Here is a 16,224-nt window from a genome sequence, read left to right on the forward strand (position 1 = left end):
TCGTCCCACATGAACCAGAAGCGGTCCTGTCCGGGCGTACCGAAGAGGTACAGGATCAGGTCCTGGTCCAGGGTGATGCGGCCGAAGTCCATCGCGACGGTCGTCGTCGTCTTGCCGCCGGTGTGCGTCAAGTCGTCGATGCCCGCGGACGCGGACGTCATCACGGCTTCCGTACGCAACGGGTTGATCTCCGAAACGGCACCGACGAACGTGGTCTTACCCACGCCGAAGCCCCCTGCCACCACGATCTTCGCCGAGGTGGTGGCCCGGGCAGCACCGCCGCTAGAGCTTGCGAAGTCCACTGAGCACCCTTTCGAGCAGTGTTACATCCGGCGCGCCGCCGGCCTCTCCATTGCCCGGCTGGTGGATGGCCACCATGCCGGCTTCCGCCAGGTCCGCGACAAGAATCCGGGCCACACCGAGCGGCATCGACAGCAGCGCCGAGACCTCGGCCACCGACTTGACCTCACGGCAGAGGTGGCAGATCCGCTGGTGCTCGGGGAGCAGCGTCCCCAGATGCGCGGGGTCGGCCGTGGTGGAGACCAGCGCCTCTATCGCGAGCTGGTAGCGAGGCCGGGTCCGGCCGCCGGTCATGGCATACGGACGGACCAGCGGCTGGTCGCCTTCACCGTCGTACGACGCGTGGTGCAGTGCCCCGTACGGATCGGGTGAGGCGGGTGGCGGGGTCATGAATCCTCCGGGCGTGACAGCAGAGTGTCGGCTTGCCGTCTGAAGGGGGCCGGTGGGGGCTCTATGCGGCCTGACGGGTGAGAAATGAGGGCATTACCTGGGGCAATCGAGTCTGTCATCGATCCGCGGCCGCCTAGTGGAGCAGGCTGCCTTGGAGCTCGGCACGGAGGTCCGGGGTGAGGACGGTGCCCGCCCGGTCGACCAGGAGTGCCATCTCGTACCCGACCAGACCGATGTCGGCGTCCGGGTGGGCGAGAACGGCCAGGGAGGAGCCGTCGGAGATGGACATCAGGAAGAGGAACCCGCGTTCCATCTCCACCACGGTCTGACTTACGGCGCCGCCTTCGAAGATCCGCGAGGCGCCCGCGGTCAGCGAGGTCAGACCGGAGGCGACGGCCGCCAGCTGGTCGGCGCGGTCACGGGGGAAACCTTCGGACATGGCCAGCAGGAGTCCGTCGGCGGAGACCACCACCGTGTGCGACACCCCGGGGGTGTTGTCCACGAAGTTGGTGATCAACCAGTTCAGATTCTGCGCGGCCTGACTCATCGGGCTCAACTAACGCTCCTGCTGGTGAGTGGGGCCGAGTGGAAAATTGCCGGTCGACTGGCCGTTGTTGGCCTGCCGTCCCTGCTGGATGCCCCGGCGGAGATTGGTCAACCGCCCGCGTACATCATCGGGCGCACGCGACACCTGAGGACCGGACTGATGGTTCTGCTGTTGGGCGGTGCCCGGAACCAGGTTGGCGCGAGGTACCCGGCGAGGCAGTCCGGAAGTGGTGACTCCGCCCGCCGCGGGCTTCTTGACCCGCTCCGCCTGCCGTACGAGTTCGTCGTTCGGCGAGGGCCGCCAGGAAGGTGTGGTGCCGCCGTTGTCGGCTCCGGTGCGGCGCGGCGCCGGAGCGGGAAGCTCCTGGCCGGGCTGGTGCGGGGCCGACGCGGGCGCCTGCGGCCCGGCGGGCGGCTGCTGACCGCCCTGCTGCGGGCCGTGGAACCAGTTCGTCTCCAGGGTGTCGTACAGCGGCGTACGACCGTCCCCGGGCCCGGCCGGCGGCAGCGCCTCGGGCTGCGGCTGCGGCGGCAGGACCGGACGGTACTGCCCGTCACCGTGGGGCGCGGCGGGCGGACGCGGGGCACCGAAGTCCCCGTTGTCCCGGTCGAGCTGACGCGGTGCCGGCAGGCCCTGGTCCTGCCCGGGCTGCGGCTGGCCGAAGTCTGGGCGGGCGAACTGCGCGGTGCTCGCCGGGTCCAGCGGCGACGGAGCCTGCGGGGCCGGGCCGGAGAAGTCCGGGCGGGCGAACTCGGCGGTGGAGCCGGGGCCCTGCCGGTCGTCCATGGCCGGCCGCGGGGCGAGCGGCGGGCTCATCGGCCGCTGGAACCGGCCGGTGGACTCGGGCTCCTCGTGACCGCGCGGGGCGTCCAGCGGGGTACGCCGCGGGGCGGACGGCTCGTCGGCGCCCCAGCTGGTGGTCTGCGGGCGCTGCGGCTGTGGATTGCCACCGGGCAGCTCGGCCCGCGGACCGCCGACCGGGGGCAGCTGACGACCGGGCTCGACCGGGCCGCCGGACCGCGGGAAGCCACCCTGGCCGGCCGGGTTCTGCCGGGCCCGCTGCGGCTGCGGCGTCCCCCACGGGGCGGGGCCGTTGGTCTGCCCCTGCTGGTCGAAGCGGTCCTGGTCGTTGCGGTTCTGGCCGTTGTGGCTCTGGTCGTTCCAGTCCTGGCGGTTCGGGTCCTGGCGGTTCGGGTCCTGGCGGTTCTGGCCGAACAGGTCGGCCCGTCCCGAGTCCGTACGGCCCGTTCCGTCGCCCTGGCCGCGCGCACCGAGCCTGGCGCCGTTGCCGAAAGCACCGGCGAGGCCACCGCCCTGACGCTGCGGCTCCTGGCGCGGGTTGTCCTGCGGACCGGCGTCGGCCGGTCCGTTGGACTGGAAGCCGGCGTTCTGCTGGCCCGGCTGACCCTGCTGGTCCTGCGGCCGACGGGGTCCGCCGTCCCGCGAGGGCAGTGCGGCGCGCGGACCGGAGCCCGCACCGACCTGACCACGCGCGGCGCCCGGACCCGAGGCGAGCCGGCCGGCCGGGGCCGCCGGAGCCCCACCGAGACCGGGACGGGAACCGTTGCCCTGCCCCGGACCGCCGGCACCGCCGAGCAGACCGCCGGGGGCGGACTGCTGCCCCGGCCCCTGCTTGGGGGCCGGCTGCTTGCCGCCGTGCGCCACATCGACGGGCAGCATGACCAGCGCGGTCGTACCACCGGAGTCGGAGGGCCGCAGCTGGATCCGGATGCCGTGCCGCAGGGACAGCCGGCCGACCACGAACAGACCCATGCGGCGGGAGACCGAGACGTCCACGGTGGGCGGCGAGGCGAGCCGCTCGTTGATCGCCGCGAGGTCCTCGGGGGAGAGGCCGATACCCGTGTCGTGGATCTCGACCAGCACCCGCCCGTCGGGCAGCGCGTGACCGGTGACCCGCACCTTCGTCTGCGGCGAGGAGAACGACGTGGCGTTCTCCAGCAGCTCCGCGAGCAGGTGCACGAGGTCGTTGACCACGCGGCCGGCGACCTCGGTGGCGGGCACCGCGGCCAGTTCGATGCGCTCGTACTGCTCCACCTCGGAGGCGGCGGCCCGGAGCACGTCGACCAGTGGGACGGGGCGGGTCCACCGGCGGCCCGGCTCCTCGCCCGCGAGGACGAGGAGGTTCTCGCCGTTACGGCGCATGCGGGTCGCGAGGTGGTCGAGCTTGAAGAGCGAGGAGAGCTGGTCCGGGTCGGCCTCGCGCGACTCCAGTTCGGAGATGAGCGAGAGCTGACGCTGGATGAGGCCCTGGCTGCGGCGCGAGAGGTTGGTGAACATCGCGTTGACGTTGCCCCGCAGAAGGGCCTGCTCTGCGGCGAGGCGGACCGCCTCGCGGTGCACGTCGTCGAAGGCCGCGGCCACCTGGCCGATCTCGTCCCGGGAGTGCACACCGACCGACTCGACCGAGGTGTCGACGTCCTGCGGGTCGGCCTCGGAGAGCTGCTTGACGAGCTCGGGCAGCCGGTCCTGCGCGACGCGCGTAGCGGTGTCCTGCAGCCGCCGCAGCGAGCGGATCATCGACCGGGCGACGACGAAGGCACCGACCAGTGAGACACCGAGCACCAGCAGGATGAGCGCACCGCTGATGATCGCTTCGCTCTTCGACTGGTCGCGGAGCTCGCGGGCCTTGCCCTCCATGTCGCTGAGGAGGGTCTCCTCGATCGTCTTCATCGCCTGGATCTTGGTGGAGCTCTGGTCGTACCAGTCCAGGTAGGAGCGCCGCGGGGTGCCGGTCATGCCCGAGGGGCTGTCCAGCACCTTCTTCGCGTAGGTGTTGGCGGCCTTGATCTCCGGGTTGCCCTCGTCCAGCGTGGCGGTCAGCTCGTCGGCATTGTTGCCGGTGGCCTCGTAGACGGCGGCGAAGGAACGGCGTGCCGTGGCCTCCTTGCGCAGTGCGGCGCGGCCGAACTGCTGGTCGTTCTCGTCGAGGTGTGGCTGCTTGTCGTTGCCGCCGGGCAGGGCCGCGGCGATGATCGCCCGCTGGACCGAGGCGTACTCCTTGGCGGAGGAGAAGGCCGCCAGCGCCCGGGTCCGCTTGATCATCTCCGCGTTGCTGGTCGCCTGCGCCATGTCCTGCGAGAGGCTCAGCAGCGAGGTGATGAGCTGGCTGTACTGGTCGACGGTCTGGAGACTCGGGGTGCCCTTGGCGTACGCCGTCTTGCGGATATTGCGGATCTCGGTCAGCTGGCTGGCGATCTGCTGGACGCTCGAATAGATGCCTTCGAGGGCCTCGTCGCCGGACGGGTCGCCGATCGAGTTCGTGGCTTCGAGGAAGGCCGCCTTCGCACGGTCGGACTTCTTGCGGGGCTCGGTGACCTTGAAGTCGTCGGCCTTGACCCCGTTGGACAGCGGACCGGCCGAGCGGTCGCGCTCCTCCTGGAGCGCCTGGGCGAGCGTGGTCGCCTGCTTGGTCATCTTGGTCAGCAGCTGCATGTGATCCAGCTGCTGCATGTCGTTCATGGAGTCGTTGATCCGCAGCCCGCCCAGCGTGGTCGCGGCGACCACGGGAAGGGCGAGCAGGGAGACCAGACGCGTGCTGATGCGCCAGTTGCGCAGAGCCACTCGCGAGCCCGTGTTGACGGGACCCCGGGGCTTGAGCGACGAGATCGGGTCGGTGTCGGCGGCCGCCGTGGCACCGGGGCCCCGGTCACGGTCGCTGCTGTCGCCGGCCGAGGCCGGTCCGGGGTTCTGGGCGTGCTGGGGCGAGGATCCGCGGTCGGTCCCGCCGTGCGGCTCCTGTTCCGCCGCAGCGCTGCCATCCCTCTTGAAACGTCCCTGCACTAGCGTCGCAACCTCTGGACCAGGCGTCCCTCCGCGCGAAGCGGATGGGACGGTGTCGGCGTCGTGGGGCGTCGTACCCGCCCCATGGTGGTCGTGAGTGACCGGCGCTCTTCCCCTTCCCGCCGCCACTCGGCGCTGCGTTGCGCCCCCTGCGCGCCGGCCTGAAACCCGCGGCGGTGCGTGGAATTCCAGCACAGTGCCGGATCTCCAACAAGGGCCCCGTACCCGGCTGTGACCTGGATGACGCGTTGTGATGGCTGCGTAACAAGCCGTGGAGCGTGTTCGCGGTCAAAGTGGATCATTACGGGTGAATCGACGAAGGGTGAAGGGTGTCCCAGTCGACATGATCAGGAGCGGAATGGCTGATTCAGTGACGCAATGTCCGTTTCTTCCAAGGTGATCGACCGCCCGAAATGAGGTAATTGTCAACGTGTTCGTGAGCAAACTCACATGATGATCGCCGTCTCATCCGGGCTTCCGAAGGGAATTCGATGTTTAGCCTGACGCTTTACAGGGATGGCAAATCCGACAACCGGCGCCCCTCCGGGCGGCGCCCGTACCGACAGGGTCCGAACGGCAGATGAAGACGACGATGATGTTCCGCAACATTGCCAACCCCCGGCGCACCACGCTGGCGCACCTCAAGGACGCCGAAGAGCTGCGGACGCCGGAACTGCCGGAGCACGCGCTCGACCTGCCCACCCAGACGGCCAACCCCCGCCGCACCATCCTCATGGAAGCCCCGGCAACGGTCGCGGCCGCGGAGTAATGCGCACGTCGTCCCCCTCACCCGCGCTTAACGCCTCGCCCTGCGAGGTTTGCCCCGTCGCGCCGCCCGGCACGGACGCTCGCGCCGTTGGCCAAAAGCCCTAGTAGCTCCTCCCTCAAGGTATTGAGGACCGGGGGGGGGACCCCCTCCGAGGGCTTCCGGCCGCCTTGCGATCGGACGCACCGGACGACGCTCCTTTCGGGCAAACCTCGCAGGGCGAGGCGTTAGCCTGGAGCGTCAGTCTTCAGCCAGCAAGCAAGTGAGGGGCGACAGCATCCCGTGCGCATCGCCAGGTTCTCCATCGACGGCAATGTCGCCTTCGGCGCCGTCGAGGGCGACGGGCCCGATGGTCTCGTCCTCGACATCATCAAGGGCATTCCGTACGCCGAGTTCGAGCTCTCCGGCACGAAGGTCCCGCTGAGCAAGGTCCGCCTCCTGCCGCCCGTGCTCCCCAACAAGGTCGTGGCCATCGGCCGCAACTACGCGGAGCACGCCGCGGAGCTCGGCAACGAGGTGCCGGACGTCCCCATCACCTTCTTCAAGCCCACCACCTCGGTGATCGGCTCCGGCGACGCCATCGAGTACCCCTCCTTCTCGAATGAGCTCCACCACGAGGCCGAACTGGCCGTGGTCATCGGCCGCATGTGCCGCGAAGTGCCGCGCGAGCGCGTGAAGGACGTCATCTTCGGCTACACCTGCGCCAATGACGTCACCGCCCGCGATGCCCAGAAGCGCGAGAAGCAGTGGGCCCGGGCCAAGGGCTTCGACACGTCCTGCCCGCTCGGCCCCTGGGTGGAGACCGACCTCGACCCCAGCGACCTGACCATTCAGGCCACGGTCAACGGCGAGCAACGCCAATTGGGCCGTACGAGCGACATGATCCGCTCGATCGAGGATCTTGTCGTCCACATCACGGAAGCCATGACGCTGCTCCCGGGCGATGTGATCCTCACCGGCACTCCCGCAGGGGTCGGACCCCTCCATGTCGGCGACGAGGTCGCCGTCACCATCGAAGGCATCGGCACTCTCACCAACAAGGTGATCAAGCGTGGTTAACGCACCTGTCCGCGTACGTTTCTGTCCCTCCCCGACCGGCAACCCCCACGTGGGCCTGGTCCGCACCGCCCTCTTCAACTGGGCCTTCGCGCGGCACCACGGCGGCACCCTGGTCTTCCGTATCGAGGACACCGACGCCGCCCGCGACTCCGAGGACTCCTACAACCAGCTCCTGGACTCGATGCGCTGGCTCGGCTTCGACTGGGACGAGGGCCCCGAGGTCGGCGGCCCGCACGCCCCGTACCGCCAGTCGCAGCGCATGGACATCTACAAGGATGTCGCCGAGAAGCTCCTCACCGGCGGATACGCCTACCACTGCTACTGCACCACCGAAGAGCTCGACATCCGCCGCGACGCAGCCCGCGCCGCCGGCAAGCCGTCCGGCTACGACGGTCACTGCCGCGACCTCACGGCCGAGCAGATCGCCGCGTACGAGGCCGAGGGCCGCACGTCCATCGTCCGCTTCCGGATGCCCGACGAGGCACTCACCTTCACCGATCTGGTCCGCGGCGAGCTGACCTTCCAGCCGGAGAACGTGCCGGACTACGGCATCGTCCGCGCCAACGGCGCCCCGCTCTACACGCTGGTCAACCCGGTCGACGACGCGCTGATGGAGATCACCCACGTCCTGCGCGGCGAGGACCTGCTCTCCTCCACCCCGCGGCAGCTCGCCCTCTACAAGGCGCTCATCGAGCTGGGCATCGCCAAGAGCACCCCCGCGTTCGGCCACCTCCCGTACGTCATGGGCGAGGGCAACAAGAAGCTCTCCAAGCGCGACCCGCAGGCCTCGCTCAATCTCTACCGCGAGCGCGGCTTCCTGCCCGAGGGGCTGCTCAACTACCTCTCCCTGCTCGGCTGGTCCATCGCCGAGGACCGCGACATCTTCTCCGTCGAGGAGATGGTGGCCGCGTTCGACATCGCGGACGTCAACGCGAACCCGGCGCGCTTCGACCTGAAGAAGTGCGAGCACATCAACGCCGAGCACATCCGCAAGATGGACGTGAAGGCGTTCACCGAGGCCTGCGGCCCCTGGCTGAAGGCCCCGTTCGCCCCGTGGGCCCCGGAGTCCTTCGACGCGGAGCAGTTCGCGGAGATCGCCCCGCACGCCCAGACCCGGGTCACGGTCCTCTCGGACATCACCGCCAACGTCGACTTCCTCTTCCTCGACGAGCCGGCGACGGACGAGGCGTCCTGGAACAAGGCGATGAAGGAGGGCTCCGACGCCCTCCTGACCACGGCCCGCGCCAAGCTGGCCGACGCCGAGTGGAACGCGGACGCCCTGAAGAACGCCATCCTCGCCGCCGGCGAGGAGCACGGCCTGAAGCTCGGCAAGGCCCAGGCCCCGGTCCGCGTAGCGGTCACCGGCCGCACGATCGGCCTGCCGCTCTTCGAGTCCCTGGAGATCCTGGGCCGCGAGAAGACCCTGGCCCGCATCGACGCGGCACTGGCCAAGCTGGCCGCGTAGCGGGTTCGCATCACACGATGGGGTGGCTGCTCGGCCGAGCAGCCACCCCATCGGTATTCAATCGTATTCTGGCTTCATGGCTGACACCACGATCAAGATCGACGAAGGCATAAGGGATCGCCTCCGCACCCTGGCGGAGGAACGCGGCATGAGTACGCGGGCGTATGTCGAGCGCGTGGTCGCGGCCACGCCGACGGAGTCGGAGCAGGCGGAGCGAACGGCGCGCGCCGTCGCGTACGTCCGCGCGAATTTCGGCGTGGACCTCTCCGACGAGGATCTGAGTGCCGCGAGGGAATGGCGGGCGGAGCTCCTGGCCCGGCGGCTGGGTGAGCGTCGGTGATCGTCCTCGACCACACGGCCGTGCTCGCACTCTGCCGAGGCCATCGGATGCTGTCCGGGCTCGCGGTGATCGGGACGGACGAACCCGGCCAGCGTGCGCATGTTCCCGCGCTGTGCCTGCTGGCGGCGAGCCTCGAACTGCCCGGTGCCACCGCGCATGTGGGAGCCCTGCCGGCCGTGGAATTCCTGTCCCTGGACTTCGCGGCGGCGGCTGTCGTGGAGCAGACGGTTTCAGCGGGCGTCGACTGGCGGCACGCGCACGCGGTATATGCGACGGCAACGGGTGAGCCGGAGAGCCTGGTACTGACGGCGACTCCCGAGGCGTACATCGGGACGGGGGTGTGGGCGGTCGATATCGGCAAGCCCTGACGTGCTGTGCGTCGGTCGGAGACCACGATCCCGCCACGTCACTCACCTCCCGGGTCCTGGTACCGGAACTGGAGCTTCTTCAGCCGCTCCCCGAACTGTTCCCTCAGCGGCGCGTAGGCGTCGTCGCAATGCGCGTTCCACGTCAGGTCGTTGAGGTAGGCGTGGCAAGTGATCGGGAACAGCAGGGATGACACGACAAGAGGCGACCTGTACGAAGTCGGCAGTCTCGTCCATGACCCGGTGGCCCGGTGGCCCGGACGACCTGTTCATCCCCGAGGAGATCGACGACCCGAAGATTGTCTTCATCGGTCTCAGAGCACAGCGAAACCCACCGCACTGTCCGCGTAGGAATCTACGCTGGGCCGCATGACGATCCGCGCCGTTCTCTGGGACATCGACGACACGATCTTCGACTACACGGGTGCCGACCGCGTCGGAATGCGCAGGCATCTCGAACAGGAGGGCCTGCCCGACGGATACGACTCCGTCGAGCAGGCCCTCGTCGCGTGGCGGGCGATCACCGATGCGCACTGGGCGCGGTTCGCCGGCGGGGAGACGGACTTCCAGGGGCAGCGCCGGGACCGGGTCCGGGAGTTCGTCTCGCGGGCGCTGGACGACGCCGAGGCCGACGACTGGTTTGCTCGGCACGCGGCCCACTACGAGGCCGCCTGGTCGCTCTTTCCTGATGTGCTGCCCGCCCTGGACCGGCTGGCGGACGGGTTCCGGCACGGGGTGCTGTCGAACTCCAGCATCCACAACCAGGACCGCAAGCTGCGCGCGCTCGGTGTGCGGGAGCGGTTCGAGGCCGTGGTGTGCGCCGTGGAGCTGGGCGTCTCCAAGCCCGAGGCCGGCGCCTTCCACGCAGCCTGCGCGGCGCTGGCGCTGGATCCGCAGGAGGTGGCGTACGTGGGGGATGAACCGGACATCGATGCCAGTGGCGCGGTCGCCGCGGGGCTGATGGGGATCTGGCTCGACCGGGGCGGCCGCGGCGGACGCCCCGAACTCGTCCGGATCAGCGGGCTCGATCAGCTGCCCGGCCTGCTGGGGCCTGCCCGACCTTGATCCGCCGGACAGGTCCTGGCGGGCAATACCCGTTTTGGAGCGCCGGACACCTTCGGGTAATGTTCTTCCTGCGCCGCCCGAGCGGGACGGAAGATCCGAACGGGAAGCGCAAACCGAACAAAACCCCTTCAAGGGGTTGAGTTTTGGTGGGCTATGGTGTAATTGGCAACACTACGGTTTCTGGTACCGTCATTCTAGGTTCGAGTCCTGGTAGCCCAGCGCAGAAATGCAAGAGTAGTAACAAGCCCCCGTTGTGTAGCGGCCTAGCACGCTGCCCTCTCACGGCAGTAGCGCCGGTTCGAATCCGGTCGGGGGTACAGATCCTTCCCGCGAGATCGTCTGGGTCGCACCCACGCTCTCGATGCAGGATCGCTAGGGCCCCCGTTGTGTAGCGGCCTAGCACGCTGCCCTCTCACGGCAGTAGCGCCGGTTCGAATCCGGTCGGGGGTACTTGTAACACCATGGGCTATGGTGTAATTGGCAACACTACGGTTTCTGGTACCGTCATTCTAGGTTCGAGTCCTGGTAGCCCAGCGCAGAAATGCAAGAGTAGTAACAAGCCCCCGTTGTGTAGCGGCCTAGCACGCTGCCCTCTCACGGCAGTAGCGCCGGTTCGAATCCGGTCGGGGGTACAACAGAGCGACAGAGAAGGGCCCTTCACTCCGGTGAGGGGCCCTTCTGCTTGTCCGTCAGAACGTCCGCCAAAATGTCTGCCGATCGTCCGTCAGAGTCCGTACCGCCGCGCCGACTCCTCCTCCTGGGCCATCCTGCGCAGCGACATCAGCAGCGGCTCGTAGAGCACGGCCGACGCGACCGCCGTCTCCACCTGCTCCGCCTCCGTGGGGTATGTCTCCATCATGTCCAGGTCCTGGACGGCGACTTGGTGCATGAGGCGGGCCTGCTCGGCGAGGTACTCGACATCGCAGGGATAGCCGAGCCGGATGAGGGTGGCCACCGACGACACCAGCGCGCGATGGGCGGGGGACAGGGAGCCGAGCTCCTGCGAGGTCGCCCAGCCGAGCCGGTCCAGGAGCCGTTCGACCTCCTCGCGGGCGGCCGCCGTCTCGGGAGCCTCCTCGTCGGGGTCCGGACCGTGCGGGAGCGACCACAGGGCGGCGCCCAGGCGGATCGTGCGGCCCAGGGACTCGTCGTCGACATGGGAGAGGACCTCACGGGCCGTCGCCACGGGCAGACGGCCCACCTGGATCAGGGCCCGCACCAGGCGCAGCCGGCGCAGATGGCTCTCGTCGTACTCGGCCTGCGTCGCGCTGATCCGGTGACCCGGCCGCAGCAGTCCCTCGCGCAGGTAGTACTTGATCGTCGCGGTCTTGACGCCGCTCTTCTCGCTCAGTTCCGAGAGTCGCATGTTCCGTGCCTTCCCTTGCGCCACCTCTTGGGCAGTGCCACTATCCAATCATTGGATAGTGGCGCTCTCCAATGGGAGAAGGGGGTACGGCCATGTTCGCGAAGCCGATTCCGGGGCGGACGACCGCCGCAGCCGAGGGGGAGGTGGTCGTCCTGCTCATCGGGATGCGCATCAACCACTTCTGGGGCGTGCATCATTGGCTGCCCGTGCTGGTGGCAATGCCGCGCATGCTGCGGGAGTTGAGCAAGGACAAGGGGCGCGGTCTGCTCGGCTACACACTGCTGTCCGGCTCGCCGCGGACGTACTACGTCGTCCAGTACTGGGAGTCGAGGGAGAAGCTGTACGCGTACGCGAGCGCTCCCGACATGTTCCATCGCAAGGCGTGGGCGATGATCAACCGCAAGGAGAAGAAGTCCCGGCAGCACGTGGGCCTGTGGCACGAGACGTACATAGTGCCCGAGGGCGGCTACGAATCGATCTACGCCGATATGCCGGCCTACGGACTGGCCGCGGCGACCGGCGTACTGCCGATCGAGGGGCGGGGCCGCCGGGCGGCGGACCGTCTCGCGCACCGCTCGTCCGCGAAGTGAGGTGCTGAGAGGGGGGCCGCCACGACGCTGGGGCGGCCGGAAGGTATCTCCTGCGTACGTTTTTCCTGCGTCCGTCAGCCGTTGCGGCGCAGGGCCTCGCTCAGCCTCGCCGCCGAGTCGATGACCGCCTGCGCGTGCATCCGGCCCGGGTGCCGGGTCAGCCGCTCGATCGGTCCGGAGACCGAGACGGCGGCCACCACCCGGTTCGAGGGGCCGCGGACCGGTGCGGAGACCGAGGCGACGCCCGGCTCGCGCTCGCCGATCGACTGGGCCCAGCCCCTGCGCCGTACGCCCGAGAGTGCCGTCGCCGTGAAGCGGGCGCCCTGGAGGCCGCGGTGCAGGCGCTCCGGCTCCTCCCAGGCCATCAGGATCTGGGCCGACGAGCCGGCCTTCATCGTGAGCGTGGAGCCGACCGGCACGGTGTCCCGCAGGCCGGACAGCCGCTCCGCCGCCGCCACGCAGATCCGCATGTCGCCCTGTCGCCGGTAGAGCTGCGCGCTCTCGCCCGTGATGTCCCGCAGGTGGGTGAGCACCGGCCCCGCCGTGGCCAGCAGACGGTCCTCGCCCGCCGACGCCGCGAGTTCCGCCAGCCGGGGGCCGAGAATGAATCGGCCCTGCATGTCCCTCGCCACCATCCGGTGGTGTTCCAGTGCCACGGCCAGTCGATGGGCCGTGGGTCGTGCGAGCCCGGTCGCCGCGACCAGCCCGGCGAGGGTGGCCGGACCGGACTCCAGGGCGCTCAGTACCAGAGCTGCCTTGTCGAGAACGCCGACGCCGCTAGAGTTGTCCATACGACGATACTCCCGTCTCACTCTGTGAAACGCAAGTTCAATTTTCGGCGGAAGTTGCGAACCTGTAGGGGCGGCCACACAACGGCCCCGTAGCCACCGCCCCGCACGGGGGTTTCCGGACGGCGGCGCACCGAATCTCTAGTTGGGCCGGCGAAGACGCCGGCCGGAGGGAAAGCGATGGGTAGGACACTCGCGGAGAAGGTCTGGGACGACCATGTCGTCCGGCGCGCCGAAGGTGAGCCCGACCTCCTCTTCATCGATCTGCACCTGCTGCACGAGGTGACCAGCCCCCAGGCCTTCGACGGCCTCCGGCAGGCCGGACGCCCGGTGCGGCGCCTCGACCTCACCATCGCCACCGAGGATCACAACACCCCGACCCTCGACATCGACAAGCCGATCGCCGACCCGGTCTCCCGCGCCCAGTTGGAGACCCTGCGCAAGAACTGCGCGGAGTTCGGTGTACGACTGCACCCGCTGGGCGACGTCGAGCAGGGCGTCGTGCACGTGGTCGGCCCGCAGCTGGGTCTGACCCAGCCCGGCACCACGGTCGTCTGCGGCGACTCCCACACCTCCACGCACGGTGCCTTCGGCGCCCTGGCGTTCGGCATCGGCACCAGCCAGGTCGAGCACGTCCTGGCCACCCAGACCCTGCCGATGGCCCGTCCGAAGACCATGGCGATCACCATCGACGGCGAACTGCCCGACGGCGTCACGGCCAAGGACCTGATCCTGGCGATCATCGCCCGCATCGGTACCGGCGGCGGCCAGGGCTACATCCTCGAATACCGCGGCTCGGCCATCGAGAAGCTCTCGATGGAAGCCCGGATGACCATCTGCAACATGTCGATCGAGGCCGGCGCCCGGGCGGGCATGATCGCCCCGGACGAGACCACCTTCGACTACCTGAAGGGCCGCGACCACGCCCCGCAGGGCGAGGACTGGGACGCCGCCGTCGCGTACTGGAAGACGCTGCGCACCGACGACGACGCGGTCTTCGACGCCGAGGTCGTCATCGACGCCGCCGCACTGGCGCCGTTCGTCACCTGGGGCACCAACCCCGGCCAGGGCGCGCCCCTGTCGGCCAACGTCCCCGACCCGGCTTCGTACGAGGACGCCTCGGAGCGCAACGCCGCCGAAAAGGCCCTGGAATACATGGGGTTGACCGCCGGCCAGCCGCTGCGCGACATCAACGTGGACACCGTCTTCGTAGGCTCCTGCACCAACGGCCGGATCGAGGACCTGCGTAACGCGGCCGCGATCCTGGACGGCCGTAAAGTCGCGAGAGGCGTACGGATGCTGGTCGTCCCGGGCTCCGTCCGGGTCGCCCTGCAGGCCGTCGAGGAGGGCCTGGACAAGGTCTTCACCGCCGCGGGCGCCGAATGGCGGCACGCGGGCTGCTCGATGTGTCTCGGCATGAACCCCGACCAGCTGGCCCCCGGCGAGCGCTCCGCCTCCACCTCGAACCGCAACTTCGAGGGCCGGCAGGGCAAGGGCGGCCGCACGCACCTGGTCTCCCCGCAGGTCGCCGCCGCGACCGCCGTGCTGGGCCACCTGGCCTCGCCGGCCGACCTGTCCGACGCCCGTACGCCCGCCGGAGTCTGAGAATCATGGAAGCTTTCACCACACACACCGGCCGGGCCGTCCCGCTGCGCCGCAGCAACGTCGACACCGACCAGATCATCCCCGCCCACTGGCTGAAGAAGGTCACCCGGGACGGCTTCGAGGACGGACTCTTCGAAGCCTGGCGCAAGGACGAGAACTTCGTCCTCAACCGCCCCGAGCGCAGCGGTGCCACGGTGCTGGTTGCCGGTCCCGACTTCGGCACCGGATCATCCCGCGAACACGCCGTGTGGGCGCTGCAGAACTACGGCTTCAAGGCCGTCATCTCCTCCCGGTTCGCCGACATCTTCCGCGGCAACTCGCTGAAGAACGGGCTGTTGACCGTCGTACTCGACCAGAAGGTCGTCGACGCGCTCTGGGAGCTGGCCGAGGCCGACCCGACGGCCGAGATCACCGTCGACCTGGAGGCGCGACAGGTCCGCGCAGCGGGCATCACCGCCGACTTCGAGCTCGACGAGAACGCCCGCTGGCGCCTGCTGAACGGGCTGGACGACATCAGCCTCACCCTTCAGAACGAAGCGGACATCGCGACTTACGAGGCGGCGAGGCCGAGCTTCAAGCCGCGTACAATTCACGCCTGAGCAGCGCGTTCCCAGGACTGCGCCCCCTGCCTTCTGGTAGGGGGCGCAGTCGCTTGTTGAGACCCCGTCGGGCGACAACTCGCCCCAGATGGCACAATCGGTGCATGGAACGCGACAGCCAACTCAAGCTTTACGGCCAAGTCGCCGACCGATTGAAGGAAGCGCACACAAGAGTGCGCACACTGCAAGTCCCGGAGGGCGTAAGGATGGCGCTGTCCCGGAAGCTGTTGGTCATCACGGCCGCGGCTAAGCACGATCTCCCGGATGCGGCAAGGCGTCTGGACCGGTTGATGAAGGACCTCGATGAGGGCCGATTCCCCGAAGGTGACTGACTCTGCGGAACTGTGCAGCGGTCGACTTCGTTGCGGCACTAGGGTGATTAGCCCGTTTCGTGTTTGATTTGCGGTATATATCTGCCTAACGTGCGAAAACGCTTGAACACTTTCGTTCTGGCAATGTCTCCGAAGGGGAAGACGTGAACAAGGCGCAGCTCGTAGAAGCGATTGCCGACAAGGTCGGCGGCCGTCAGCAGGCCGCGGACGCCGTTGACGCGGTGCTCGACGCGATCGTCCGTGCGGTTGTCGCGGGAGACCGTGTTTCGGTCACCGGCTTCGGCTCGTTCGAGAAGGTCGACCGTCCCGCCCGCTACGCGCGCAACCCGCAGACGGGTGAGCGGGTGCGGGTCAAGAAGACCTCGGTGCCCCGCTTCCGCGCGGGACAGGGCTTCAAGGACCTGGTGAGCGGCTCGAAGAAGCTCCCCAAGGGCGAGGTGGCCGTGAAGAAGGCGCCCAAGGGCAGCCTCACGGGCGGTGTTGCCCGTACGACGGCCAAGGCTGCGGCCAAGAAGGCCACGGCGAAGAAGGCCGTGGCGAAGAAGGCCGTGGCGAAGAAGGCCGTGACCGCCGCGAAGACCGCGGCCGCGAAGAAGACCACCGCGAAGAAGGCCGCTCCGGCAGCCAAGAAGACCACGGCAGCGGCGAAGAAGACCACGGCCGCGGCGGCGAAGAAGACGACGGCCGCCAAGAAGACCGCGCCCGCCAAGAAGGCCACGGCGAAGAAGGCGCCCGCGAAGAAGACCACGGCGCGCAAGACCACGGCGAAGAAGGCCACAGCGCGCAAGAAGTGAGGCCGGGCAGCGCACGGCTGCTCACACGCGCCGGGCCGGGCTCCCCTCGGGG

General features: G+C 69.0%; 18 protein-coding genes and 5 tRNA genes. 16 read left to right on the forward strand and 7 right to left on the reverse strand.

From position 1 onward, the window contains the following. From ACFU8Q_RS27680 to ACFU8Q_RS27695, 4 genes are all read right to left on the reverse strand, one after another. A partial coding sequence (locus ACFU8Q_RS27680; protein WP_351831093.1) for an ATP/GTP-binding protein occupies positions 1 to 302 on the reverse strand: 302 nt, incomplete at its 3' end. Then, on the reverse strand, positions 283 to 690 hold the full coding sequence (locus ACFU8Q_RS27685; RefSeq protein WP_003966010.1) for a DUF742 domain-containing protein: 408 nt from the start codon (positions 688 to 690) through the stop codon (positions 283 to 285). The genes ACFU8Q_RS27680 and ACFU8Q_RS27685, both read right to left, overlap by 20 nt. Before the next feature lie 133 nt (positions 691 to 823). After that, the gene (locus ACFU8Q_RS27690; RefSeq protein WP_003966009.1) at positions 824 to 1,246 is read right to left on the reverse strand and encodes a roadblock/LC7 domain-containing protein; all 423 of its coding nucleotides are present in this window, start codon (positions 1,244 to 1,246) and stop codon (positions 824 to 826) included. After that, positions 1,247 to 5,038, reverse strand: coding sequence for a nitrate- and nitrite sensing domain-containing protein (locus ACFU8Q_RS27695; RefSeq protein WP_384458538.1), 3,792 nt, complete (start codon positions 5,036 to 5,038; stop codon positions 1,247 to 1,249). A 580-nt stretch (positions 5,039 to 5,618) separates the two neighbouring features. On the opposite strand from ACFU8Q_RS27695, the gene ACFU8Q_RS27700 reads away from it, so the two are divergent. The 5 genes from ACFU8Q_RS27700 (at position 5,619) to ACFU8Q_RS27720 (ending at position 9,036) form a co-directional block, all read left to right on the forward strand. After that, complete coding sequence (locus ACFU8Q_RS27700) at positions 5,619 to 5,807, forward strand: hypothetical protein (RefSeq protein WP_384458540.1); 189 nt, start codon at positions 5,619 to 5,621, stop codon at positions 5,805 to 5,807. A 279-nt stretch (positions 5,808 to 6,086) separates the two neighbouring features. Further along, a complete protein-coding gene (locus ACFU8Q_RS27705; RefSeq protein WP_384458542.1) occupies positions 6,087 to 6,863 on the forward strand; it encodes a fumarylacetoacetate hydrolase family protein in 777 nt (258 codons plus the stop codon). After that, a complete protein-coding gene (gltX, locus tag ACFU8Q_RS27710; RefSeq protein ID WP_384458544.1) occupies positions 6,856 to 8,328 on the forward strand; it encodes a glutamate--tRNA ligase in 1,473 nt (490 codons plus the stop codon). Before ACFU8Q_RS27705 ends, gltX begins: the two co-directional genes overlap by 8 nt. A gap of 76 nt (positions 8,329 to 8,404) precedes the next feature. After that, positions 8,405 to 8,668 (forward strand): hypothetical protein, encoded by a 264-nt coding sequence (locus ACFU8Q_RS27715; protein ID WP_384458546.1) that lies wholly within the window; start codon positions 8,405 to 8,407, stop codon positions 8,666 to 8,668. After that, positions 8,665 to 9,036, forward strand: coding sequence for a hypothetical protein (locus ACFU8Q_RS27720; RefSeq protein ID WP_384458548.1), 372 nt, complete (start codon positions 8,665 to 8,667; stop codon positions 9,034 to 9,036). The genes ACFU8Q_RS27715 and ACFU8Q_RS27720 overlap by 4 nt, the downstream gene beginning before the upstream one ends. A 38-nt stretch (positions 9,037 to 9,074) precedes the next feature. On the opposite strand, the gene ACFU8Q_RS27725 is transcribed toward ACFU8Q_RS27720, so the two are convergent. Continuing rightward, on the reverse strand, positions 9,075 to 9,230 hold the full coding sequence (locus ACFU8Q_RS27725; protein ID WP_384458550.1) for a hypothetical protein: 156 nt from the start codon (positions 9,228 to 9,230) through the stop codon (positions 9,075 to 9,077). 172 nt (positions 9,231 to 9,402) lie between these two features. Between ACFU8Q_RS27725 and ACFU8Q_RS27730 the strand changes: the two genes are divergently transcribed. The 6 genes from ACFU8Q_RS27730 to ACFU8Q_RS27755 all read left to right on the forward strand — a co-directional run bounded on the left by ACFU8Q_RS27730 (position 9,403) and on the right by ACFU8Q_RS27755 (position 10,730). Further along, positions 9,403 to 10,098, forward strand: a complete 696-nt coding sequence (locus ACFU8Q_RS27730; RefSeq protein ID WP_384458552.1) for an HAD family hydrolase — start codon at positions 9,403 to 9,405, stop codon at positions 10,096 to 10,098. Between the two features lie 147 nt (positions 10,099 to 10,245). Then, positions 10,246 to 10,317 (forward strand) — tRNA-Gln (locus tag ACFU8Q_RS27735). A gap of 25 nt (positions 10,318 to 10,342) precedes the next feature. After that, positions 10,343 to 10,415 (forward strand) — tRNA-Glu (locus ACFU8Q_RS27740). A gap of 60 nt (positions 10,416 to 10,475) precedes the next feature. Beyond that, positions 10,476 to 10,548 (forward strand) — tRNA-Glu (locus tag ACFU8Q_RS27745). Between the two features lie 12 nt (positions 10,549 to 10,560). Further along, positions 10,561 to 10,632: transfer RNA gene (locus ACFU8Q_RS27750), tRNA-Gln, on the forward strand. 25 nt (positions 10,633 to 10,657) lie between these two features. Further along, positions 10,658 to 10,730: transfer RNA gene (locus ACFU8Q_RS27755), tRNA-Glu, on the forward strand. 92 nt (positions 10,731 to 10,822) lie between these two features. On the opposite strand, the gene ACFU8Q_RS27760 is transcribed toward ACFU8Q_RS27755, so the two are convergent. Continuing rightward, a complete protein-coding gene (locus ACFU8Q_RS27760) occupies positions 10,823 to 11,464 on the reverse strand; it encodes a MerR family transcriptional regulator (protein WP_384458554.1) in 642 nt (213 codons plus the stop codon). Between the two features lie 92 nt (positions 11,465 to 11,556). Between ACFU8Q_RS27760 and ACFU8Q_RS27765 the strand changes: the two genes are divergently transcribed. Continuing rightward, entirely contained in the window at positions 11,557 to 12,054 is a 498-nt protein-coding gene (locus tag ACFU8Q_RS27765; RefSeq protein WP_384458556.1) for a DUF4188 domain-containing protein, read from the forward strand. 74 nt (positions 12,055 to 12,128) lie between these two features. Here the strand turns inward: ACFU8Q_RS27765 and ndgR are convergent, their stop codons facing one another. Continuing rightward, on the reverse strand, positions 12,129 to 12,845 hold the full coding sequence (gene ndgR / locus ACFU8Q_RS27770; protein WP_384458558.1) for an IclR family transcriptional regulator NdgR: 717 nt from the start codon (positions 12,843 to 12,845) through the stop codon (positions 12,129 to 12,131). 177 nt (positions 12,846 to 13,022) lie between these two features. Here ndgR and leuC point away from each other — a divergent pair, with 177 nt between their 5' ends. The 4 genes from leuC (at position 13,023) to ACFU8Q_RS27790 (ending at position 16,172) form a co-directional block, all read left to right on the forward strand. Beyond that, positions 13,023 to 14,447 carry a 3-isopropylmalate dehydratase large subunit gene (leuC, locus tag ACFU8Q_RS27775; protein WP_384458560.1) on the forward strand — a complete coding sequence of 475 codons (1,425 nt, stop codon included), beginning with the start codon at positions 13,023 to 13,025 and terminating at the stop codon, positions 14,445 to 14,447. A gap of 5 nt (positions 14,448 to 14,452) precedes the next feature. Next, positions 14,453 to 15,046 (forward strand): 3-isopropylmalate dehydratase small subunit, encoded by a 594-nt coding sequence (leuD, locus tag ACFU8Q_RS27780; protein ID WP_384458562.1) that lies wholly within the window; start codon positions 14,453 to 14,455, stop codon positions 15,044 to 15,046. A 104-nt stretch (positions 15,047 to 15,150) separates the two neighbouring features. Further along, entirely contained in the window at positions 15,151 to 15,378 is a 228-nt protein-coding gene (locus ACFU8Q_RS27785; protein ID WP_093545158.1) for a hypothetical protein, read from the forward strand. Positions 15,379 to 15,521: 143 nt separating this feature from the next. Beyond that, positions 15,522 to 16,172, forward strand: a complete 651-nt coding sequence (locus ACFU8Q_RS27790) for an HU family DNA-binding protein (protein WP_384458565.1) — start codon at positions 15,522 to 15,524, stop codon at positions 16,170 to 16,172. Positions 16,173 to 16,224 lie beyond the last annotated feature (52 nt).

The sequence above is a fragment of the Streptomyces sp. NPDC057543 genome, assembly GCF_042801895.1.
Classification (GTDB): domain Bacteria; phylum Actinomycetota; class Actinomycetes; order Streptomycetales; family Streptomycetaceae; genus Streptomyces.